The sequence below is a fragment of the Desulfosporosinus fructosivorans genome (genome assembly GCF_004766045.1).
Taxonomy (GTDB): Bacteria; Bacillota; Desulfitobacteriia; order Desulfitobacteriales; family Desulfitobacteriaceae; genus Desulfosporosinus; species Desulfosporosinus fructosivorans.
Window position 1 is genome coordinate 92,186 of the sequence record NZ_SPQQ01000004.1, and the last position, 22,411, is coordinate 114,596.

Sequence of the window (22,411 nt, forward strand, 5' to 3'; positions counted from 1 at the left end):
TTATTTGTCCATGCTCATGATTAATTCATTAGCAATGTTTGGGCTATCCAGTCGCATGATACTTTCTTCAGCACTTCCAAAACTTAAAAGATTGATACTCCCATACCATACGATTCGTTGGTCAATGACGGCATATTTTTGGTGTATATTCGATTTGAAAATTAAACTTACTCCAGCAGCGAGTTTTCTTGCTAAAGTTGCGACAATGGGGCTTTCAAAGAAAATCCAAGCATGGGCTCCATTTCCTGACCGCGAGCGTTCAATGGCTATAGGAAAATCAAATTCTGAACAGACTTCTCTAAGCTGCAAAATATCCTTCTGCCACTCTCCATCATCAAAGTCAATTGCTAAAAAGTAACACGTATCATCAAGACACAGAGGATATATTCCCGCAACTAAATTACCACGACCTCGCAGATGATCGTCAATAGCCTTTTCATCCAAACGAGCATAGGCCTTATTGGAGCAAGCAGTACATTTTACCTTTGGCTTTCTGCATAGTTCAGATTTCCATTCATTCAAGCAGCACTGCGAATATCCATTAGTCCCCTTCTTTTTGTTTTCCCACCGTTTGGCATAAACATCATCCCGTCCTTTAAATAGTGACATAAATAGCTGGATTTTGTCCTCGGGGTCTGACATGCTGTTTATGTTAGATTGCAAAGGTTTGCCAACTGATCCATGATTAGATACTTCTGAAAATGTATTAGGGGTCGGGAATAGACTATCCAGAGAAACATCATCTGAACTCCCATAAGGAATAGCCCGATGTTCAGAAACACCGAGCTTAGTATTTAAACTTTTTATTTCTTCTTTTAGGATACCGTTTTCGAGCAACACTGCTTGATACTTTTCAAGCAGTTCTTCAAAGGTCATATTGCCACCCTTTTATTACCTTAACCTACTCTATTATGCCCGACTCTCCTCTTTTTAAGGCGTCCTTGACAATCTTAACTAAATACTGCGGTTTCGATTTATCTCCAAGACCTTTAAACACAGCTGAAGCAGCAACTAAAGCGCTTCTCACGTAGGCACTATTCTGTTCAAATAATTCTGTATCTAACTTGAAGCCTTTTCTTTCTGTATACTGGCAGATAAACGTCACGATTGTTCTTGTATTGCCCTCACGAAAAATATGTACTTTCCATAATTCAGCCATGTATTTTGACAGAGATTCTGCTTTTTCATCAAGCGAAAACCTTTCCCAATCTACCTCTTCCATCTTTGACAGTACGCAAGAGGTCACAAATTTTATATCCTGGAAATCCGAATACTCTATAGAAATTCCACCTAAAACCGGCTCTGATTTTTCAATATTTATGATTCTTGGCTGGCCTGCCCAATCATATAAATCCTGAAAAATATAGCCGTGCATACGGCACAAATGATCAAAATCAAAATTGCCTTTAATGGGATTCTCCATTATTTCCTTTAGCCTTGTGCTTGTATATTCTGCTTCTATGGTATTTAGCTTTTCATTGTCAAGCACTCTGAGTTTATTTTTCAAAACCTCGGTGTTCGGGTAAAGGTATGGGTCACGCATCATCACCATTCCTTTCCTCTTTCATTTTGTATCTCTCATTCAAGGTTTTGATTATATCGTTTGTTGTGATTTCACCCCTCTTTTCTTTCTCTACAAGTTTTAAAAATTCCGGTGAAGGCTCTAATCCATCAACCTTAATAATCCCTAATGCGTAATCCCACGCCTTGTCTTTTTGTGTGCTCATATGCTTACCCTCCATTTATATCTTTTCTAATATATCAGCCAAGTACAGCTTCAACGCTTCCCTTACAACGCCGCTTTTGTCAAGATCACCTTCGGCCGTTTTAATCGTAATTGCCTTTTGCAATTTATCTGTTAAATAGTAAGAACGCTGTATCAATTTATCAGTTTGTTCAGAGTTGCTCTGAACGGCCTTTTGCGGTTGTTCTGTCTTCTCCGTGCTATCATCATTCACTTTTGTTTTTACAGTGCTTTTTCTTCTAACTACAGCTTCTCTTTCCTCTAACTTGCTCATTGGAATACCAATTCCTTTCAAAATTGCCGTGGAAATATATTCATAGAAAAAACAACAATCCCCTTACTTTGAGCTACAGGTAGTTGTTGATGCTACCATAATAAGTATAGCTCAATAGTACTTTAGTGTCAAAGTACTAAGCAAAAGTCGTGTACGTAAATTGATTCCTATTTGCTAAATTCGCAAAATATCAAAACTTTAAATCCACTTTTAATATCGATCTAACCGTAGATCATAACTCTCACCAAATTCTTATGTATCGTAGTCCCATGTTTTCTTACAAGAATCACGTTATGTCTGAATTGCCCGCAGGAGTTGAAAATCGACACCTATATATGCTTTCATAAAAATCCCTTTTGGGCGAGGTATCTTCTTGCCATTACTCACTACCAACGCGTAAACTTCCTCTCTCTGCGCTTAATCTTCTGCAATGGGTTACTACCCAATTATCATCACTAATATTGTGAACCCCTTACGTGGCGTTATCACTTTCCGCTTCATTAAATTGAACAAAAAACGCTTCTTTAGCGCATTCTATAAACGAGATAGTTAATAACCATACCTCACTAAATTCAACGTCCTGCCAATGGTGGATTTCACCAAATATCTTAATTAAAGTTTGAAGCAGGTACCATAGATTAAAATTCAAAGAATCCAAGGTTTTCCTACATCCCTCATTAAGATCCCCAGAGAAATTTGGTACAAAACATGCTTCTTTAGGCTTATACGCCGTTGCCATGCTCTCATAAAAACGATGATGAGAAAAATTAGACTCGTTTCGATATGAGGTATCACGAATTTCATTCAATTCCTTCGTTAAATCGAACGGAAAATCTAGTACCCCTTCTAATTTTCTTATGCTTTTCTTTAGTTTTACCGGACGAAAATGTTTATACCATAGCTCTTCAGTATTCTTCGAGCCCCTTAGCTTACAATATTGCTCCATTTTTTCTCGTTCGGAACAAAGAGTAAGTGTTAACCAACACAACTCTTGCAAAGATTTCAATAGTGTATGAGCAGGCGTACCTAATCCGGCTTCAATTAGTTTGACAATTGATATCGAATAGTTACATGCTTGAATAAGTAAATTGGCAATAACCGAGGTCGGCTCTATTCCCTGGATACTCCATTGAATGATTCTGTTGTTCTCTATAGAATCTTTTACAGCTGTACTCATCATCATCAAGCTTATAATATTTAGTTGTGCTAAACTATGCTCCTTTCCAACAATACCCTTTGATCTTTTTTTATCCTTGTACATGTCGGCTTGTATTGATGCCCATGTTTGTTCTAAATCCCGCAATGTTAATTTAAGATTCGGCAGCTCTTCTTTGCGCCTAGCAAACTTTCTCATTCTGTTTAACGTATTAGCAACAGAATTACGAATCTCACGGTTAAACACTCTTATTAATCACCTCTTAGAACGATGTCATACAAAGTCCGGGGGGGTGCGACGAGCATAATATTGCATAGATTGTCTAACTGTTCAAATAAACCATCATTATCATTTACATATGTTGTGAACTGAAATAACTTAAATGCTGAAGCAATCTGAGACAACGCATGATTATAATTATAATCTTTACTATTTTCAACGGTTAAAAAATTAACCCCAAATAAATTACGTGCAATACTATTCTATAATCGTTAATTACAACTCAGATAAGAAGCCGGAACAAAAACTTCCTTCTATTCGCTTTCATGATCTTCGCCACCCGTATGTCAAGTACACACCGAAAAATAATTTTGGATATTTTATCAGTTCCTGCTAATGATCAGGTCTTTTTTTATTGTTCTTTGAGGGTTAAAAGGTATAATTATTATATAGAGACTATACTCACAATTATATGGATAATATTAAAGTGCTGATCCGTATTTTTTAATTCTGCAAAATAAAAATATGACAATACAGCATATTTCCCAGGAATATGCAGCATGGAGTACCTTATGATTTCAAAAAAAAATATACAAACCTTTTACGAAAAATATCGCATTTTAATAAAGGAAGATGATTATGTTTATCTCCTGCCTCATCCATCTTTAAAGAACTGGATTTCAAATTATACCATTACCTTCCCGATCGTAGGTATGATGTCCAATGAATATACCATTATGCCGCACGGAAGTGCCACGTTGGTACTGTCAAGTGATGGGAATAAGACTTATTGCACCCTGTTTGGCCCAATGACAAAGCCCGTCTGTGTGGGTAGTGAGGCCAATCAATTTCAACTATTATTTATCGTGGAATTTCAACCGGCAGGGTATTATGCATTCAGCGGAATGCCTCAGAAGGAACTGACTAATTGCATATACTCTTTTGAAAATATAAATCCTGCAATGAATAGGCTAATGGCACAGCATTTGGAAAATTCTCCGGATATACGCAGCTTTGTTGGTGAAATTGATAAGCTGTTTCTCGCACACTTGAAAACGATTTTGTACCGGCCTGAATTTTCTGTGGCAAATCAAATAATACTCTACAGCGGGGGCCAAACATCCGTCAAAGAATTATCCCACAACGTGTTTTACAGCGAGCGGCATTTGGGACGGATCTTTGAAGAATACTTAGGGGTAAGTATTAAGTCCTTTTCCCGTTTGGTTCGTATCAACAAGGCAATCCGGCTTCTGAGGCAGCCTCAGTACAGCATCACTCAAGCCTATCTTCAGACCGGATTTTATGATATGCCGCACTTTATCCATGAGTTCAAATCTATATGCGGGATTACCCCACAGAAATACCAGGATAATATGTCCGATTTTTACAGCGAGATTGCTAAATTCTGAGGTACAATAAAGGAAAACCCAAAGGAGTGATTATATGCAATACCAAGGTACTTTAATTGCCGTATCAGATATCGCAAAATCAAAACATTTTTATGAGACGGTCATGGAGCAAAAAATTTTAATGGATTTAGGAGTGCATGTGTCTTTTGAAAGAGGACTGTCCCTGCAATCCAACTATGCGGAGTTAGTGGGGCAAGACCTTAGAATGCAATCGCGTCCTAATAACTTCCAGCTTTATTTTGAAGTAGAGGATTTGGATCAATGGCAGGAAAAAATTAAAGGCACGGATAATATTGAGTTTATTCATGAGGCAAAAGAATATCCGTGGGGCCAGCGTGTCATGCGATTTTATGATTACGATCAATATATTGTCGAAGTCTCTGAAAGCATGACGAGCGTTGCAAAGCGCTTTTTAGCACAGGGACTGAGTGTAGAGGAAACTGCGCAGAGGACAATGTTCCCAGTAGATTTTGTTAAAAACCTTTTATAATGAGCTTCAATTAACTATGGTAGATGATGCCAATCAAAGTTGGCTCGTATACAAATTCAAAACTGCTTGATCATGGATTAGTTCAATATGTTCTCTTGATAAATACTGAATATCATTAACACTCACACTTATTTAGCCAATTTGCTCATCATTTTAGAATGTTTTTTATTAGATTTAATAATAGCTTTAATTACGTTAGAATTATTAGCAGTTGTTGAAGTCTCTTTTTTGATTGCCAACATTTCATCACCCTTTTTCTTAAATGCTTTGACTACGGGATGCCGATTAATACGAACGAGAGAGAGATCCCTTCCGTTAGCATAGTTCCATACGAGTAAGCCAAGACTTTTGAGGATAAGCTTTAACCAATCTGGATCGGCATTGGCCAAATGCCCTATGGTTCTGACGCTTCGGTCTTGGAGTTTTCTCGCAGTGGCCCGGCCTACCATGAAAAGTTCTTCCACCGGTAGCGACCACATCTTCTTCTCAACTTCTTCCGGAAACAAGGTATGTACTCTGTCCGGCTTTTGAAGCTCTGAGCCCATTTTAGCAAGGAGTTTATTGCTGGACACCCCGATGTTGACGGTAAAACCTAGTTCCTCCCGGATGCGGTTCTTAATATTGTGGGCTGCTTGGATAGGATCTCCAAAGAGCTTTTTACTATCAGTAAAGTCAAGAAAGTATTCATCCACTGAGTATTGTTCGATCAGAGATGAGTACTCCCTGAGGAGATCGCCGAGGGCTTGGCTACATTGCATATAGAGGGAGTAGTTGGGGGGGACGACAAGTAAGCCTGGACATTTCGTCCGGGCTGAGTGTAAGGTTTCGCCGGTTTGGATACCGAAAGGTTTGGCGGGGATGGATTTGGTGAGGACGATTCCATGGCGAGTTTGTTCGTTGCCGCCAACGACGGAAGGAACGGTACGGAGATCGAGGGGATCTCCATGTTGGAGGCGGTGAGCGGCTTCCCATGAGAGATAAGCTGAGTTAACGTCGATGTGCATGATGATCCGCTGTAGCATATACATTCGCTCCTAATAAGAACATTTGTTCTTATTATAGCTTAAGATGAGCGGATTAGTACAGGTAAGTTTTGGGTGCACAGATTAGCTCACGATCTTGAGTTCTTTGTCGTTAGCTACGTTCTAATAGTGCCTCAAATTAGGAAGATAGAGGAAAGCACCCATCCCTATATTAAACCAGGATAAGTGCTTTCCTCTTATGAAACGATAAATGATTTTGATATGCGCTCTTCGGAAGGGTCTGCAAAATCATCTGCCCTTAAATCAACAAAGTCTAAAGCGGTTTCTAAACTTTTTCTAGGAATTAACTTATCATAATAATTTGAAATGACCCATTCGAGATATTCAGCGGGTATCTTCTTTGCTTCCGAGGATTTGCACAAATCCGAATTACCCTTGATAGCCTTCAATAGTGCTGTAGCCGTTTTCTCTATCTTTTCTAATTTCAAATTATCTAAAATAGTATTATCTAAGATACCTAGTGCTTTCAAACGAACAAGAGTCATATCATAGCTTACATTAAACGTTGTTTGAATCCTGGCTATGTCTAACCCATTCCAAATCTTGATATTCTTATCATTAAGTTCTAGTCTCATAAATTTAAAGATTTTATCTGTCGGCATCAATAAACAGGCAGCAAAATAATTAGCCTCAATTTCGTCGTCATCTCTATCGTTGAAATCATCATCTCGGATCATTGTTTTACCTTGCTCGGATAAGTGTAATCGTTGATGCCCCATTTCATGAGCAACAGAAAAAACTTCCCGTGATAAGATCTGCGATGAATTCGAAAAGATTATTCTTTCTGTATCCTTAATTAAAGCGAATCCTAAAAACGATTCAGCGCCAATAGGGTATCGAATCACTCGATACCCCACTTTTTCAGCTGCTTCAAAAATATTTTGGAATCCATAATCCGTTACATTACATTCATCTCTTACATTTTCAGCCGCTCTTTCTATCACAAGTTGCCTACTTTTATTCATCGACATTAACCTGCCTCACGCTTTGGTATAGCTTTCGATGAGCATAAAATGTATCAATCATCTTGTTAATATATTCGAATTCATCTTCTTGAATTGAATTGTTATTCACTCTAAACATGGGTTGCTCTTGAGAAATATTGTTGACAGACGATGTTATGTCTTCAACTTTAATCCCTAAAACTTGGGCAACAGTCATAAGGCTAGCATATGAAATATCGATTAAACCTTTCTCAAGCCTAGCATATTTTTGCCTTGAACACTTAATTTTTTCTGCAATCTGTTCTTGAGTAAAGCCTTTGGACTCTCTCAAACTTCGGATTCTTACTCCTAAAATTGCATTCATAAAAATACTCCTCCTTCATACTTATTTTTGAACTTATCCTACTCAAAAACTAAAAAATTGTTACATTACTATAACATCCATAACATCTATGCCTATTATTTCTGCATCTATATCCAAATTATACACTGTTATGTTATATTTTTAAACCATAATCTTAAAATTCGTTTTAAGATTATGGTTCCATCCCTCATATTTTCCGGCCGCGCATGACCGACACAAGAGGGAATTCGAGGTTCCCGGCCCCGATCACACTTAAACGTAGACATGACATAGGCCTCAACCCATTCCTGTTGGACAGAATGTTGGCATTTGGGGCAATGCCTATTACGACAGGAATTAAGCCATTACTTACCATATAAATATAAAATCGCAGCGAAAAACCGCCCACAGCAAGGACGGTTTTTCTAAATCTTTTTCATGTAGTTTTATTCTCTATCTATACTCGAACTTCTTCTGCAATCAGAATACAACAGAAATATTAATATCTTAGCATGATTGTGTTAAGAATCAGTTAAGATATTAATATTTAGATAAGAAAAAGACCCCCCATGAAGGAGATCATTACACAATAATCTATAACTGAAACCACTTGCTCAAATAGTTAAACACTTCGAAAAAAGTCCCCTCTGAATTGCTGTTCCCAGAGGGTTAAAGTAGTAGTACTACATGAAAAAGACTCAAGGGAGACGATCCCCTTAGACATATTATACCGCATTGAGGTACACCATTCACTGGTAAGTTATTGCTGAAAAAACGCCACCTTTCGGAAGCGCTTTGAAACAAAATTTAATCCTTACTCTCTCCTTTCACATTTCAGGGGCCTTTTTTTGAAGTTGGATCTCGAAATGGTATACTTAACCTGTAAATTCAAACACAGGGAGGGTTATTATGTTTAGTGGAAAACCAGTTTTATCGAAATTGCTCTTGCCTCTACTTATGATTTTGATATTAAGCATTACGGGATGTGGAAGCAAAAAAGCCCCCGAAAACTCAAATGAGGGAACAACTCCAGCACCATCTCAAACTACTAAACCAGGAGTTGTTACCTATGAAAACTACCTTAAGATTACTCTTGATATGACTTATGATGATGTGAAAGGCATTCTGGGAGAAGGAAAGAAAAAAGAAGTAAAGACTGACGTTATTAAATACACATGGGAAGAACAGGATAAGAATATCGTTATCCAAACCAATAAGAGTAAAGTTGAATCTAAGACTCAGGATGGTCTTGGAAAAACCACATCCACTCTTACCGTCGAGCAATTCGACAAGATCACAACAGGAATGACTATTGATCAGGTGGTATCCGTGCTAGGTCCTGATTACAGGGAAGAGACCTTAAAATATTCTGATAATCTTATACGAAGAGATGTCGTCTGGATGTTACCTGACTCTACCTATATCAAAGTTAACCTACTGGACGGCAAAGTTATTAGTAAAAATAATAAACTCAAGAAGTAACCTCATGGTACTCGTGAACTTAGTAGTGGAGAAACTAGAAAGGAGAGCATACAAATGCTCTCCTTTCTTAAAGAAACTATCGAACATACTAAGAATAACTTTTGAACACTCCCCCACCTACGCCACGGGCTATGAGGAGGGGGATTCGACGCCTAAGTACTAAGACTAAAATATAGGCAAAAAAAACCCCCTCGCTAGGAGGGGTAGAAGAAGGAGGAAAAGGAATAAAGAGAAGTCTTTATATTGACCGTTTTAAAAAAACGGGGAATCATCTTCTGTATTTTTAATTAGTCTGAGGACTCATCAGCAGTCAACAGGGCCCTTAATACGGAGGGAATCATACCTATTAATAGTAGGGTGATAATTAATGTCATTTATATACAGCTCTTTCTTTATTTAAATTTTACGAGATACCTGTTCAATATATTTATCATAAATCATATTTGTTACCGTTCTATGACCGTTATGTGAAGAATATGTGAAGGCTTATATAATGAATAAGTGACAGTCTTGTGCTTGAAGACAATGTTATTATGCAATAACCGTCTGAATCTAGGCTGAGGATTAACTGAAAGTTTACTGAAATATATTGCTTATACCCTTTGTTTAAACTTCTAAACGGAGATTATAAAAAAGCCGAATTGTCCTAAAAACTTTAGGACAATCGGCTTTTGTTGACTCTAGCTTAATGTAATTAAATAAAGCTAGAATTAGAATCTATAGATGGGCATACTTTAGCTATAGTATAAATCAGCAGAAAGAAAAAGTCTATTATTTTCTCATTATTTCTGATATTATTTCAAGGCAGCTGCAAAATATAAAACTTGGAGGTAGTATCATGGACAAAATAAAACTACAGAATAGACCTTTTGGTCCTTTTCCAACAGTGCTTGTAGGTGCTGCTGTTAATGGTAAACCAAATTACGCCACTCTCGGAGCATATGGGGTTGTAAGTATGAAACCTGTTCTATATATTTCTTTGAAAAGCACTCACCATACAACCATGGGGGTTAAGGAAACTGGATATTTCAGTGTTAATATCCCCTCTGCTGATTTAGTTCAGAAGACAGATTATTGCGGTATGGTATCTGGTAAAACAATAGATAAGTCGAATGTTTTCACATCATTTTATGATGATCTTGGAAAGGCACCAATGATTAGCGAATGTCCCATCAATTATTTATGTAAAGTTATTCAAACTATCCCCATTTTTGATTTCGAAATGTTTTTAGGAGAGATAGTTGCGGTATACGCAAATGAAAATTGCCTGAAAGATGGTAGGCCTGACCCTATTAAGATTAATCCTATTATTATGATGGACACTAGTTACTGTGATCTAAATCATGTGGTTGGTACTATCTTTAAAGTAGGTCAAAGTATTACTGATTAAACTCTTCTATAAAAGTTTGTTCGAGTAATAATATTCGTAATCCAAGGGGGGCTTCGACTAAAAATTGAGGACCTCCCTTCGCTTATTGGGTCAATTGGACCATACCTTAAATTACCAGAGATTTGCCCCTTGACCAGGACTATCAGACTTGTTAAAATAAAAATTGTTCAACAATACATGCCGACGTAGCTCAATTGGTAGAGCAACTGATTTGTAATCAGTAGGTTGCGGGTTCGAGTCCCATCGTTGGCTCCAGTCCTACAGTTAATCACTTTTAGCCATGTTGCATAGCAAATGATTTTCAGGGTGCTAACAGGTAATCACTTGTTACTCTCAGTAAATCAGAGGTTATGTTAATATGGCTAAAATTCGTTTAAGGGCTAGTCAGATTCGGTTACCCTCTATTTTGCTGTCCCACTTTGTCCGCTCTTGAAAATCATCTCTTGCTTGCTACACTTTCCAAAAAAGTCCACTAAGCAAAACTCATGAAAATTTCAAAACTGTGCTTAAATATTGCTCTTTCTGGCATACTGATTAAGGGATGTTAACAAGCGGAAACTAGAAATGGGAGGTATAGCCCAAACATGACTAATTACACCCCTAATGATATTCTTAACTTTATAAAAGAGTTACTAAAAGACGATACTAATTTAGTAAGTGTGACCATGAGTCCTAAAAAAGAACCTTTGTTACTCAATGATGGTGGTGCAGAATTAATTGGCGTTGATTCAATTAAGATTGAGTTTAAAGATGTCAATAAATCTGATTGCTTCCGTACTGTGCATGATTCCCTAAAAGATTATTTAAAGGATAATGGGCAATCATTTAACCTTGTAATTGGAAGTGGCAATACACTGTTGGTATTACTGTTGTAAGCGTTGAGCCTAAATACCGTAATGTTCAACGAACACATTCTTGTGTTGGGTTATACTATTGGGTATTACTTACGGAGATGGTGGGAATATGGTTCAAGTCGGGACTTAAGTCCTATTCATCTATGACTAACAGCATATGCACTTTTTGTATTTTCTCATGTAAACTTTAAGAAAATAGTCGAAAGGATGCTTGAGGAGTATGTATGGAAAAGCAAACGAACTTGGCAATTTGCTAGATGCAGAAATGACGTGCGAAAAAGAAGATACTCACTCTTTAGATTGTGATTGCATGACTCGAATGATGACACCAGAAGATTGGGCGAAATATGGACCAGTAAACAATACCCAGAGTAAGAACATAAAGAAAATAAAAGCTTTTTGACTAGTTCAATGCAATACCGAAGCCGACCGTCAAGACAACGGACGGCTTTTTTTGCTAACAATGCAGTATTGAGTCCTCATTGGATCTCTTTTTTTGGTACAATTGCAACTAGTATCAAGGCAAAAATTGCTAGACAGCTTGGAATACACACTTAATTTGCGGTATTATTGAGTAAGCTTATAATATATTATTAAATCTTGGGAGGTAATTGAATGAGAGTATTAGTCAGAGAACCGATCAATCAGCCTTTACAGTTAAAGGAGATTGAAGGCACTCTTGAGGATTTACAAGAGTTAGTTGGAGAGTTTATCGAGATTGTACCCATAACCGACGATATTGTGTGTATATGTAATCAAAAAGGTGAACAACAAGGTCAAGGAAACAATTTTCATGATGATCGACTAGGTTGGATCGTTGGAACATGTGTATTTACTTCAACTAACAATACTGAGTTCTCTTCACTTTCAGATAAGCAAATTGGTTACATAGCAGAGTATATCGGATACCCTGTAGTCTGACGAACTACTAAATTTTCCTCATTGAGCCTCTCACTTCAACAAGTGAGAGGCTCAATGTTTAACTACTTTGGTTGAAGATGTTTCTTTTTTTAATACAGAGACTCTTATTATGATAGGGCATATTGTACATTTTTCAGGTCTTAACAGTCTTTTACAAATTTTAGCTAGTATTGATAGTCGCCAAATAACAAAAACTAGACTTGTTTATTAAAGATATAAAAGACTTAAGGAGGTTTTTCTAAATGATGGGAATAATGAGAAGTCGAAGCAATTTAATGAGTCCCAGTTCGATAGCGATCCACGTAGTTGGTATTGGTGCCGCAATTTGGTTAGGCAAGGCTTGGGGAAGAAAAGCAGACGATTTTTAAGACAGAAGCCGTCCATATGGGCGGCTTCTGTCTTAAAAATTTCGCATAAAACATAACGTTTTAATCATTAATTCCATAATTGAGGCGCAAGAAGAACAGAGGATGTTAAACGTCCCCTGTTCTTCTTGTTAAAATCTAGATTAGTTAGTTCACCCCTCTTATTTACGATATACTACGTTACCATTAATAATGGTTAGCTTGACCATTGAGTTCAAGTCAAATGGTTTACCTGTTAAAACTATCATATCTGCATCCATTCCTACGTGTAGAAGTCCAACCCGTTGATGACATTCTAATAATTCAGCTGGATTGATTGTTAAACATTTCAAAGCTTGGTGTTCGCTAAGACCCTCAGCGACTGAGAGAGCAGCTATAGTACGTATTTGTTCGATTGCATTATAGGGATGATCTGATATTAAGGAAACCTTAACGCCTGCCTTCGTTAACTTTAAAATAGTACCATAGCCTCTATTTTTCAATTCCATTTTACTTCTCGGTGTAAGCATTGGCCCAAATGCTACTGGAATCTTACGCTCAACTAGATAATCAGCGACTAAATCAGCTTCTGTTCCATGTTCGATCACTAACTTTTCAATTTTAAATTCTTCAGCAATCCGCACGGCAGTAATAATATCATCTGCCCTATGGGCATGAGCTCTTAAGGAGATCTCCCCTTTTAACAATGGTATTACTGCTTCTAAACGGATGTCCCTTTTTGTAAGTTTGCCGTTTTTCTTTTCCTCCATGTAATCTTCAGTCTTCATAAATAACTCTCTTACCAGAGCTGCCGTCCCCATTCTAGTAACTGGACACTTGTTGTTTACTCCGTAGGTTGTGATCGGATTTTCACCCAAGGCAATTTTCAAACCAGCAGGGCTTCTAACAATCATTTGATCGATAATGTTACCTGCAGTTTTAATTACAGCAACTAACCCACCCACTGCATTATTACTACCGGGTGTAATCATAACTGTTGTAACTCCTGCCTTAATGGCATCATTGAAGGCGATGTCCCTAGTATTAATAGCATCTATAGCTCTTATATGTGGGGTTACTGAATCAGAAGTTTCGTTGTTATCAATGCCAATCTTGCCGGCTGATTCTTCTATAATACCTAAATGAGTATGACAATCTATAAAACCAGGTAAAACGTATCTTTCATCTATATCCATTATCTCGCAATCTTCAGGGATATCTATAATTGTTTGAGCAATTCGAGCTATCTTGCCTTCTTTGATCAATAGATCTATGTTTTCTGAGTTACCATTATCTAAATTAATGGTTAAACAATTTCTCAATAAAGTATGCACTCTTTCACCTCTTTTTTAAAACTAGATTAAAAGTAACTCCCCGGTCCGAGAAAGCTTGCTCAAACCTTTCCGATTCTATTATTATCTGATTTCTAAATATCATTCAATTTATGTTTCAGATTACTATTCGAAAGAGCAAAATCCAGTAAACAGAAAGGTTTCCCCTCCCACCGTTCCGATACGCACTAAAATGAAAACGCTGTTACAGTAATTTGGGTAATTATACAAAAGAGGTATAAACAAAACATACCAGCGTACTTGTGTGCTACTTGGATATATTAGAACTGCAATGGTTTAGATGAAGTCTCGATGTTCAACTTTAGGTGAACGAGTTCACTGAAGGTGTACATCTCTTTGGACATTAGATTTTATAAGAAATACAAATAGGGTTCTAATATTGGACTGGAGGAAAGCTACTTGAAAATTCTTAGTTCTAAGGTCTATCAGGGTAAAAATATATATACTCTCAAAAAGTGCATACGTTTGGATCTTGATTTAGAAGGGTATAGCGAAATTCCAAGTAAAGAAATTGATAACTTCAATCAGAATTTAGTAATAATGTTGCCAGAGCTTACTAAACATAGATGTGGTATCGACGAAGATAGGGGCTTCATTAAGAGACTTACAGAGGGAACTTATTTGGCGCATGTATCGGAACACATAATAATCGCACTCCACAATATGATTGGAGTGGAAATTAGCTATGGCAAAGCTAGAGAGGTATCCGGGGATAATTATTATGTCATTTATCAATATGAATATAAGAATACGGGGCTAGAGGCCGGAAATATGGCAGTTGATATCATTAATTCGTTAATAAATAAAGAGCAATTCGATCTAGACTTGAGATTAAGTAAGTTAAAGGATTTATTAGCTAGTGAACAACTGGGATTAAGTACACTCGTTATTTGTGACGAAGCAAAAAAAAGAGGAATTCCTATTTTAAGAATCGGCGAAGAAAGCATATTTCAATTAGGTTATGGGAAATACTCAAAAACAATTCAAGCAACTATGGGTAGTGATACTAAAGAAATCGCTGTAAGTATTGCACAGGATAAATTACTAACCAAAGAACTGCTAAGCTTGCATTGTATACCTATAGCAAGTGGCATGAAAGTAAAGAGTAAAAATGCTGCCATGCTAGGTGCTAAAGATATTGGTTATCCAGTAGTACTTAAGCCCCAGTTTGGAAACCAAGGTAAGGGAGTTATTGCCAATATTAAGGATGAGATAGAGTTAATGCAAGCCTATGACCTTTTAATTAAGGATTATAAAGATATAATGATCGAAAAGTATATCGTTGGAAGCGACTATCGAGTATGCTTTGTATATGGAGATATTGTTGCGGTTTCAGAAAGAATTCCGCCCTATATCATTGGAGATGGAGAAAGTTCTATAGAGAACCTCATTGGTAATATTAATGAGGATATTCGCAGAGGCGAGGGTCACGAAAAAGAATTAACCAAGATTAAAATAGACGATACTCTTATAGCTTACTTAAGACAAAGGAACTATTCTTTAGAATCTCTTCTTCCTAAGGAAGAAAAATTAACTTTAAAAGATAATGCGAATTTATCGACCGGTGGCTTTGCTATAGATCATACTGAATTAATATGTGAGGAGAATATAGCGATATGTAAAAGGGCTGCAAGTGCTATTGGACTGGATATTTGCGGCATAGACTTATTATGTCATGATATTGGTAAGCCTCTAAGTGAAGATGGTGCAATTATAGAAATAAATGCTGCCCCTGGTATTAGAATGCATCATAATCCGTATAGTGGAATAAAACGTAATGTGGCAGGTCATATCATTGACAAATTATTTAAGGAGAAGCCTCAAAAATTCCCCCTAGTAGCAATAACCGGTACAAATGGAAAAACCACGACCACTAGACTCATTGCACACATACTTTCTCTAGCAGGATATACTGTTGGAATGACCACAACGAGCGGAATTTATATTGATGGAAAATGTATATATAAGGGTGATACCACAGGTCCTAAGAGCGCTTTATCTATACTTATGAATAAGGAGATAGACGCAGCAGTACTGGAAACTGCTAGAGGGGGAATAATTAGAGGCGGATTGGCCTATGACGTTGCGGATGTCGGGGTTATAACGAACATAACTCAGGATCACCTTGGGATCGATGAGGTCGAAACTATGGAAGATTTGGCAAAAGTTAAAGCGTTGGTCGGGGAAGCGGTTAAGGAAGATGGCTATGTTGTAATTAATGGGGATGATAAGATGAGTATAAGTATCATTCCCCGACTTAAGAGTCCTCTCATTATTTTCTCTCATAATAAGGACAATGAAGTCCTGCAAACTAACCTGAAAAAAGGTGGGTATGGGATCTATGTCGATGAGGGTCATATCATAATCCAGAAGAACTCGAATTCCAAAAAATTAATAGAGATAAATAGTATAGGCATTACCGTAAAAGGCATTCTTAAATATAACATTGAAAATGCCATGGCTTCCTGTGCTGCTGCAGTCGGCCTAGGCATTGATTATAATACTGTTAGACAGGGCTTAATGTCATTTTACTGCAATCAAAATCCAGGAAGGTTTAATATGTATTTTGTAAATGATAAAATGGTAATATTGGACTATGGCCATAATAAAGAAGGTTACAAGTGTGTACTAGATGGACTTAAGCATATCGAACACAAGAAACTCATAGGAGTCATTGGAGTACCAGGAGATAGACCAGACAGCGATATACTCGAAGTTGGTAAATGTGCAGGAGAGAACTTTGATTATATTTTTATCAAAGAAGATAGAGATAAACGGGGTAGATCTATTGGGGAGATATCAGATCTTTTAGAAAAAGGAGTCCTCTCATCCAAGTTTAATACAATGAGTATGAGCAAAATTTCATCGGAGACAGAGGCTTTTATAGCAGCCTTAGATCTGGCAGAACCTGAGGATATTGTTATTGTCTTCTTCGAGAAATCCGAACCTCTTATTGATATAATGAGAAGTAGAATTGATGAAATAAAGCTCGCAACCTTAACGGCGAAATAACTTCTTAAACCAGTAACAATAGTGCTTTAGTAATATTTTATTCCTGTACTGGGGTGTCGCCAAGCGGTAAGGCACCAGACTTTGACTCTGGCATTCGTTGGTTCAAATCCAGCCTCCCCAGCCATTAATATTACAAATGTGAACATTGCACTAAACCTTTATCAAAGTAAATTTCGACATCCTTTTTAAATATCAGGAGGGAGCTGTGTGAAAACTCAGTCTCCAAAATTCTAAGTGGTTACAACAATCAAAAAGCGTCCTCATTTCACTATGCTCATATTTTGCAATTGCTGTTGAGCCATTTGAATATAATTATTAATTTGATTGAGAACTTGAGTGGATTGAATATATTGATCTGCTTGGGTTCAATGCTTGCATTCTTTGCTGGATGCTCTAAAAGTATTTCCCATATCACTGAAAACCTCTTGGGTATTCTGTGGTAAAAATTTTTGCAACTCGATATTCGGGCTTAGCTTATCTGTTTATTCTAGATGCCAGAGATTGTTGACAATTATTATAAGCCAAACCACAGAAAATCCAATTAGCGAACGTTCAATCAGACCCGTTATATTATGAAACAATAATAATATAACGGGCACATTATGATGATATTTTAACGCCATATCTCCTAAAAGCCCTAAAAATAATAACATCGCCAAAATCAATATTACTATAGCAATTATTTGAGTGACAAACACAACATTTTGAGTGCTTTCGTTAAGGGCAAATATAAAAGACAATAATATTAACCCTATTACAGAAGCGGCTACTCCAATCACAGAAGCAATTGAGTGCACTGTACCGTGCCATGACATTTGCTTATCTTTTAAATCAACATTGAAAAAGCCAGTAATTGCTATACATACACCCCATATAGCTATAGGTGCCAGTCCTGTGTTCGAGTGAGCCCTAGTTGGTAAAATAGTTTGCAAACACAAATAGATTCCCAAGATTGCTAGACCATAAATAACGAAACTACTTGCAGCAAGCTGTCCATACTTGCCAACCGCATATTCGCTAATATATCGACTTCGGGGATTATAATCTGGGCGCAGTATATGCATTGCAATTATTATAGCCATAAAGAAAAATAGACCGATTAAGGAAAACACAGCTATCAATTTAATATTTAGATATTCTAATTTCAAAGTATCCTCGCCTTCTAACACATGTCACCAAAAGTGAATCGCTCTTTCTTCATTTCCTTGATCGCATCTAATAATCCGCAGATAGGTTATTTATAAACCATCTAGTTCCAGATTATACAGTCAATTCATATCACTGATTATTACTGCAAGGGCAAATACATTGGTATTCGGTAAAATTGACGAAGGCAGACTGTGGTAAAACCGAAACTACCCTTAACATAATTAAACAAGAGAGCTTTCAACAGAAAGCCCTCTTGTTTGTCACTACAATACTGAAGCATTAGTAAGTCTGGTTACGCGCTTCTTTTATTAGCTGTATAAAACTCGTTAATCAATACGTCAAGCTTTTCGCTAACCCCTACCACCCTCTTATCGGTAAGATCTTTATCCAAAGCAATTTTTTGCATTTGTAATCTCAATTCTTCAATCTGTTCATAGACCATGAGACTCACTCTCAGAACACCTTCTTTCCTAATAAAATAGTACTCTTGGGTATTTTAGTACAATGAAACGGTAACATCAACCGTATAAAAGGTAATGCTTTGTCGGAATATATCATAAGAGAAGAGTCTCTAGTTTTTGCTACTACTTTGTTAATTACATTGTATGCCATCAAGCAAAAAAGTGCATAATGCAATAGTCACAATCTGCGGTACCAAAGGTCCTAGTCCTAAGGTCCCGTCATATAAAACATCTCAAAAGACGAAGGCCTTATCTTCAAGGATGGGTACCACTCCTACTTATAGAAGTGAGAGTCTCACGATTTGGATTAATACTAAAAACGCTGGAGCTAGACATAAAGAAAACTTGGCTAGCGCCAAGCCTTCAGGCGCCGGCGATCGCCTTAGTTGCACTTATGCTTCCAGAAGTATATAATTGAAAGTTATACTTTCTGACTAGTACAAAAAAGCTCCAAGAAAGCCTGCACCTAGCGGACCTTCTTGGAGCTTTTTTTAGGAACAACCTATACTTTACCTTTTTTCAACCACATTGCAACTTCTACCGTTCTTTTCGCTTGGTGAAATACAGCATCTTTTACGTCTTCTACCATTTTGCCATCTTGGCCTTGAGTGACTGAGGTTCCATAAGGATTGCCACCTGCCTTAAAAATAGAAGGGTCGGTATATCCTGGAGACACAATGATGGCGCCCCAATGCATCATCGAAGTATATAAGCTCTTAATCGTTGCTTCCTGACCGCCATGAGGATTCTGAGCTGAGGACATGCCGCTAACAACCTTATTCATCAGTTTTCCTTGTGCCCACAAACCACCTTGGAGGTCAATGAACTGTTTCATCTGTGCCGCTATATTCCCAAAGCGTGTTGGGACACTGAAAACAATAGCATCCGCCCAATCGAGATCATCTGAACCCGCTTCCTTAATGTCTTTTGTTGCTTCTGTATTTGCCTTCCAAGCCGGATTGTTGTTAATAGCCGATTCGGGAGCCAATTCACGCACCTTGAGTAGACGAACGTCTGCCCCTGCTACTTTTGCAGACTCTGCGGCCCACTGAGCCAACTGATAATTAATTCCTGTCATGCTGTAATAAATGACTGCGCATTTAACCTTTTCCATGCTTAATCTCCTCTCGTTTATGTGTAACGGTTAATAAGTAATCTAGCAAATCATAGTTTATGGCCTATTTCTATTATAACATTCCTATTTGAATTAAATTCTTCTTCGGTTTATTTATATCCTTCTTTATTTAATAATCATTTTTTACTTGAAGTATATTCATTCTCCTTTCTCGGCAATTGCTCGCATCAATTTGCTCGCAAGATACATGCCTAGACCAATAGCACTCTCAATATGCAACAGATGTTCTATGGAAGGCTCGAAAAGGATGGTGGCATTGGCTCGAACTTCTTCATCTCCTTCCCAAACAACCACACAGAGGGGAATTTCGGGAAATGCCTGGAAGATAACGGATGCGTCTCCAAGAGATGCCGGTTGACCGCTCAGAACAGAGCCACTAGCCAATAATTGTTTGGACTGATGTCCAAATGCCTTGATGAGGCCTTCGATCGAATTCTTATGAAACGCAGGGTAAAACAACATTCCACCGTTCGGGATTTCTTTAAGGCTGACCCATTTTTTGGCCGTTTCTTGGGGAGATTGTGCGTAAGTCAGATAATTAAGCATTATAATACACGCGTTTATTTCAGGCACATGTCCGTCTGTTTTCCTGTAGATCATTTCATTATTGCAATCCAAAATATACTCTGAGTTAAAGAACGTCACGACGAATTGACGAGTGTCGCTACTGTAGGTCACTGCAAGCTGTGTTGCAATTTCTTCGGGCACCTTTCTTTTTAAATCCTGCCAGTATTTATCATAGGCAATTCGGTAATTAGTCTCCATTTCTCTCCCTCCACCCATCTAGTTTGCAGAAATTTCAGAGTGAATCCTTTGCATATAGTCTGCTATATCATTTTCTGTAGAGCTTCTCGAATCTCTGTTTTGACCGATTCCGATGTTTCCCTGCTCATGTTCTCCTCAAGAATTTGTTTGGCTGATCTGCCGCCGATCTTACCTAAAGCCCATGCGGCATAACCACGTACCAATTCTTCAGTATCCTTCATAGCAGTTGCCAGATCGGAAACATTTGCCGAGTCGCCTAGATTCCAAAGAGCAATGGCGGCATTCCTTTGAAAGTATTTCTTCTCTTTTATATAATTGTACATCATTGGCTGAATTCTTGTCGCATAAAATTCAGTAAAAATCCTAGCATATGAATTAGTTCTACGTGGGGACAATTGAATATAAAGGTTAGAGATTTTACACCTTGACTAATGAACTCATCTGGTGTAATCTACTCACATACTCATATTCCCATATTGGCATGTGAGTATGTGAGTAGATTATATTTCATGTTAGAAAGGACTCAGCTATGTATAATTTGGTTAATATTTTCAAACTGCTATCTGATGAAACCAGACTAAGGATTATTATTCTCTTATCGCAGCAGGAACTTTGTGTTTGTCAACTCAGCGGCATCCTGGATGTCCCTCAGCCAACAGTTTCTAAAAATTTGTCAAAGCTTAGAGATATGAATTTAGTCTTTGGCAGAAGAAACGAGAAATTTGTCTTCTACACCTTAACATCCGAAAACCTCATCTTGACAAACACAGTAAAGAACATTTTAGATAGCCTTGTTGATTATCCTCAATTAATCTCAGATAAGAATCGGGCTGTTGACAAAGAAAAATATCTGAATCAATGTTGTGTCAATTGCGACTAAGTGCAGAACTAAGGAGATGTTCTTTTGTTTATATTTGAATGGTTAAATAATCAGTTACTGAAAATGGAATGGCTGTCCAATATGGTTAAAATTTTAGTCGAGCAGGTATTAGGACTAAATGTTCAGGAAAGATTGGGAGGAAGTATTCACTTTTTCATATACGATGTTGTGAAAATATTTTTATTGTTATCCATACTCATTTTTATTATTTCCTATGTTCAAAGCTTCTTTCCTCCCGAGAGGACACGAAAAATTTTAGGCAGATTTAACGGTATAACTGCCAATATCTTAGCAGCATTACTGGGAACTATAACTCCTTTTTGCTCATGTTCCTCTATACCGTTATTTATAGGCTTTACAAGTGCAGGACTTCCAATCGGAGTCACCTTCTCATTCCTAATATCTTCCCCACTCGTTGATTTAGCATCTGTTATTTTACTTGCTAGCATATTCAATTGGAAAATTGCGATTGCTTACGTTATTGTGGGACTTGTTCTTGCTGTTGTCGGGGGCACGATCATTAGCAAGGCAAACCTAGAAAAATATGTTGAACCCTTTGTTTATAATAATACGATAATGGACGTAGAAGAAGACTTAACCACAAAAGATCGAGTTTACTATGGAAAAGAGCAAGTACTCGAAATTATTAAAAAGGTTTGGGTGTATATTTTAATTGGTGTAGGTATTGGCGCTGCAATCCATAACTGGATACCAGAAAACGTGATTTCTGCTGTACTTGGACAAGATAAATGGTATTCTGTACTCTTGGCAACTATGGTAGGCGTACCAATGTATGCGGATATTTTCGGAACACTTCCGATTGCTGAAGCCTTAGTATTAAAGGGTGTTGGAGTAGGCACAGCACTTTCTTTTATGATGGCAGTGACAGCCTTATCTCTTCCCTCGATGATTATGTTAAAAAAAGTAGTTAAAACAAAATTGCTTGTCATATTTGCCAGCCTGGTAACTATTGGAATACTAATTATCGGGTATGCTTTTAATGCTTTTGGATACATGCTCATGTAACTTCTATACTAAACACAG

The 22,411-nt window shown here is 37.4% G+C and carries 24 protein-coding genes, 2 tRNA genes and 2 pseudogenes; 13 read left to right on the forward strand and 15 right to left on the reverse strand.

Going from position 1 to position 22,411, the window contains the following annotated elements; all coding sequences use genetic code 11:
* The 5 genes from E4K67_RS12395 to E4K67_RS12415 form a co-directional block, all read right to left on the reverse strand.
* Nucleotides 1-876 carry a TOTE conflict system archaeo-eukaryotic primase domain-containing protein gene (locus E4K67_RS12395; protein ID WP_243454440.1) on the reverse strand — a complete coding sequence of 292 codons (876 nt, stop codon included), beginning with the start codon at nucleotides 874-876 and terminating at the stop codon, nucleotides 1-3.
* Between the two features lie 25 nt (nucleotides 877-901).
* Complete coding sequence (locus E4K67_RS12400; RefSeq protein ID WP_243454441.1) at nucleotides 902-1,552, reverse strand: Fic/DOC family protein; 651 nt, start codon at nucleotides 1,550-1,552, stop codon at nucleotides 902-904.
* Entirely contained in the window at nucleotides 1,536-1,727 is a 192-nt protein-coding gene (locus E4K67_RS12405) for an antitoxin VbhA family protein (RefSeq protein WP_135547153.1), read from the reverse strand. Before E4K67_RS12405 ends, E4K67_RS12400 begins: the two co-directional genes overlap by 17 nt.
* A gap of 15 nt (nucleotides 1,728-1,742) precedes the next feature.
* Nucleotides 1,743-2,018 (reverse strand): hypothetical protein, encoded by a 276-nt coding sequence (locus E4K67_RS12410; RefSeq protein ID WP_158408467.1) that lies wholly within the window; start codon nucleotides 2,016-2,018, stop codon nucleotides 1,743-1,745.
* 472 nt (nucleotides 2,019-2,490) lie between these two features.
* A complete protein-coding gene (locus E4K67_RS12415; protein WP_135547157.1) occupies nucleotides 2,491-3,420 on the reverse strand; it encodes a hypothetical protein in 930 nt (309 codons plus the stop codon).
* 545 nt (nucleotides 3,421-3,965) lie between these two features.
* Here E4K67_RS12415 and E4K67_RS12420 point away from each other — a divergent pair.
* Both E4K67_RS12420 and E4K67_RS12425 read left to right on the forward strand, forming a co-directional pair.
* Nucleotides 3,966-4,802 (forward strand): helix-turn-helix domain-containing protein, encoded by an 837-nt coding sequence (locus E4K67_RS12420; RefSeq protein WP_135547159.1) that lies wholly within the window; start codon nucleotides 3,966-3,968, stop codon nucleotides 4,800-4,802.
* A gap of 34 nt (nucleotides 4,803-4,836) precedes the next feature.
* On the forward strand, nucleotides 4,837-5,292 hold the full coding sequence (locus E4K67_RS12425) for a VOC family protein (protein ID WP_135547162.1): 456 nt from the start codon (nucleotides 4,837-4,839) through the stop codon (nucleotides 5,290-5,292).
* 266 nt (nucleotides 5,293-5,558) lie between these two features.
* Here the strand turns inward: E4K67_RS12425 and E4K67_RS12430 are convergent.
* The 4 genes and pseudogenes from E4K67_RS12430 to E4K67_RS31515 all read right to left on the reverse strand — a co-directional run.
* Nucleotides 5,559-6,314 (reverse strand): annotated as a pseudogene (locus E4K67_RS12430) (DNA polymerase Y family protein); the annotation flags it as partial.
* Nucleotides 6,315-6,511: 197 nt separating this feature from the next.
* Nucleotides 6,512-7,306 (reverse strand): ImmA/IrrE family metallo-endopeptidase, encoded by a 795-nt coding sequence (locus tag E4K67_RS12435; protein ID WP_243454442.1) that lies wholly within the window; start codon nucleotides 7,304-7,306, stop codon nucleotides 6,512-6,514.
* The gene (locus tag E4K67_RS12440) at nucleotides 7,293-7,643 is read right to left on the reverse strand and encodes a helix-turn-helix transcriptional regulator (RefSeq protein WP_135547165.1); all 351 of its coding nucleotides are present in this window, start codon (nucleotides 7,641-7,643) and stop codon (nucleotides 7,293-7,295) included. The genes E4K67_RS12435 and E4K67_RS12440 overlap by 14 nt, the downstream gene beginning before the upstream one ends.
* A gap of 128 nt (nucleotides 7,644-7,771) precedes the next feature.
* Nucleotides 7,772-7,981, reverse strand: a pseudogene (locus E4K67_RS31515) (transposase zinc-binding domain-containing protein); the annotation flags it as partial.
* A gap of 550 nt (nucleotides 7,982-8,531) precedes the next feature.
* Here E4K67_RS31515 and E4K67_RS12450 point away from each other — a divergent pair.
* From E4K67_RS12450 to E4K67_RS31095, 7 genes are all read left to right on the forward strand, one after another.
* Nucleotides 8,532-9,104 (forward strand): hypothetical protein, encoded by a 573-nt coding sequence (locus E4K67_RS12450; RefSeq protein ID WP_135547167.1) that lies wholly within the window; start codon nucleotides 8,532-8,534, stop codon nucleotides 9,102-9,104.
* Nucleotides 9,105-9,942: 838 nt separating this feature from the next.
* Nucleotides 9,943-10,494 carry a flavin reductase family protein gene (locus E4K67_RS12455; protein ID WP_135547171.1) on the forward strand — a complete coding sequence of 184 codons (552 nt, stop codon included), beginning with the start codon at nucleotides 9,943-9,945 and terminating at the stop codon, nucleotides 10,492-10,494.
* Nucleotides 10,495-10,673: 179 nt separating this feature from the next.
* A tRNA-Thr gene (locus tag E4K67_RS12460) sits at nucleotides 10,674-10,749 on the forward strand.
* Between the two features lie 329 nt (nucleotides 10,750-11,078).
* Nucleotides 11,079-11,369 carry a hypothetical protein gene (locus E4K67_RS12465; RefSeq protein WP_135547174.1) on the forward strand — a complete coding sequence of 97 codons (291 nt, stop codon included), beginning with the start codon at nucleotides 11,079-11,081 and terminating at the stop codon, nucleotides 11,367-11,369.
* A gap of 199 nt (nucleotides 11,370-11,568) precedes the next feature.
* A complete protein-coding gene (locus E4K67_RS12470) occupies nucleotides 11,569-11,751 on the forward strand; it encodes a hypothetical protein (RefSeq protein WP_135547177.1) in 183 nt (60 codons plus the stop codon).
* 212 nt (nucleotides 11,752-11,963) lie between these two features.
* Complete coding sequence (locus tag E4K67_RS12475) at nucleotides 11,964-12,269, forward strand: DUF3846 domain-containing protein (protein ID WP_135547180.1); 306 nt, start codon at nucleotides 11,964-11,966, stop codon at nucleotides 12,267-12,269.
* A gap of 242 nt (nucleotides 12,270-12,511) precedes the next feature.
* Nucleotides 12,512-12,637 carry a hypothetical protein gene (locus E4K67_RS31095; protein ID WP_274594860.1) on the forward strand — a complete coding sequence of 42 codons (126 nt, stop codon included), beginning with the start codon at nucleotides 12,512-12,514 and terminating at the stop codon, nucleotides 12,635-12,637.
* Between the two features lie 158 nt (nucleotides 12,638-12,795).
* Here the strand turns inward: E4K67_RS31095 and E4K67_RS12480 are convergent, their stop codons facing one another.
* Nucleotides 12,796-13,947 carry an amidohydrolase gene (locus tag E4K67_RS12480; protein ID WP_420841539.1) on the reverse strand — a complete coding sequence of 384 codons (1,152 nt, stop codon included), beginning with the start codon at nucleotides 13,945-13,947 and terminating at the stop codon, nucleotides 12,796-12,798.
* A 417-nt stretch (nucleotides 13,948-14,364) separates the two neighbouring features.
* Between E4K67_RS12480 and cphA the strand changes: the two genes are divergently transcribed.
* Together cphA and E4K67_RS12490 are read left to right on the forward strand one after the other, a co-directional pair.
* Nucleotides 14,365-16,977 (forward strand): cyanophycin synthetase, encoded by a 2,613-nt coding sequence (cphA, locus tag E4K67_RS12485; protein WP_135547182.1) that lies wholly within the window; start codon nucleotides 14,365-14,367, stop codon nucleotides 16,975-16,977.
* Between the two features lie 49 nt (nucleotides 16,978-17,026).
* Nucleotides 17,027-17,101 (forward strand) — tRNA-Gln (locus tag E4K67_RS12490).
* Nucleotides 17,102-17,459: 358 nt separating this feature from the next.
* On the opposite strand, the gene E4K67_RS12495 is transcribed toward E4K67_RS12490, so the two are convergent.
* The 5 genes from E4K67_RS12495 to E4K67_RS12515 form a co-directional block, all read right to left on the reverse strand.
* A complete protein-coding gene (locus E4K67_RS12495) occupies nucleotides 17,460-18,125 on the reverse strand; it encodes a DUF998 domain-containing protein (RefSeq protein WP_206752195.1) in 666 nt (221 codons plus the stop codon).
* 293 nt (nucleotides 18,126-18,418) lie between these two features.
* Entirely contained in the window at nucleotides 18,419-18,568 is a 150-nt protein-coding gene (locus E4K67_RS12500; RefSeq protein ID WP_135547869.1) for an aspartyl-phosphate phosphatase Spo0E family protein, read from the reverse strand.
* A 521-nt stretch (nucleotides 18,569-19,089) separates the two neighbouring features.
* Nucleotides 19,090-19,701 (reverse strand): NAD(P)H:quinone oxidoreductase, encoded by a 612-nt coding sequence (gene wrbA / locus E4K67_RS12505; RefSeq protein ID WP_135547186.1) that lies wholly within the window; start codon nucleotides 19,699-19,701, stop codon nucleotides 19,090-19,092.
* A 159-nt stretch (nucleotides 19,702-19,860) separates the two neighbouring features.
* On the reverse strand, nucleotides 19,861-20,487 hold the full coding sequence (locus tag E4K67_RS12510; RefSeq protein ID WP_135547188.1) for a DUF3786 domain-containing protein: 627 nt from the start codon (nucleotides 20,485-20,487) through the stop codon (nucleotides 19,861-19,863).
* Between the two features lie 62 nt (nucleotides 20,488-20,549).
* Entirely contained in the window at nucleotides 20,550-20,813 is a 264-nt protein-coding gene (locus E4K67_RS12515; protein WP_243454444.1) for a HEAT repeat domain-containing protein, read from the reverse strand.
* A 203-nt stretch (nucleotides 20,814-21,016) separates the two neighbouring features.
* On the opposite strand from E4K67_RS12515, the gene E4K67_RS12520 reads away from it, so the two are divergent.
* Both E4K67_RS12520 and E4K67_RS12525 read left to right on the forward strand, forming a co-directional pair.
* Nucleotides 21,017-21,367 carry an ArsR/SmtB family transcription factor gene (locus E4K67_RS12520; protein ID WP_135547190.1) on the forward strand — a complete coding sequence of 117 codons (351 nt, stop codon included), beginning with the start codon at nucleotides 21,017-21,019 and terminating at the stop codon, nucleotides 21,365-21,367.
* A 24-nt stretch (nucleotides 21,368-21,391) separates the two neighbouring features.
* A complete protein-coding gene (locus E4K67_RS12525) occupies nucleotides 21,392-22,393 on the forward strand; it encodes a permease (protein WP_135547192.1) in 1,002 nt (333 codons plus the stop codon).
* The last annotated feature ends 18 nt before the right edge of the window (nucleotides 22,394-22,411 follow it).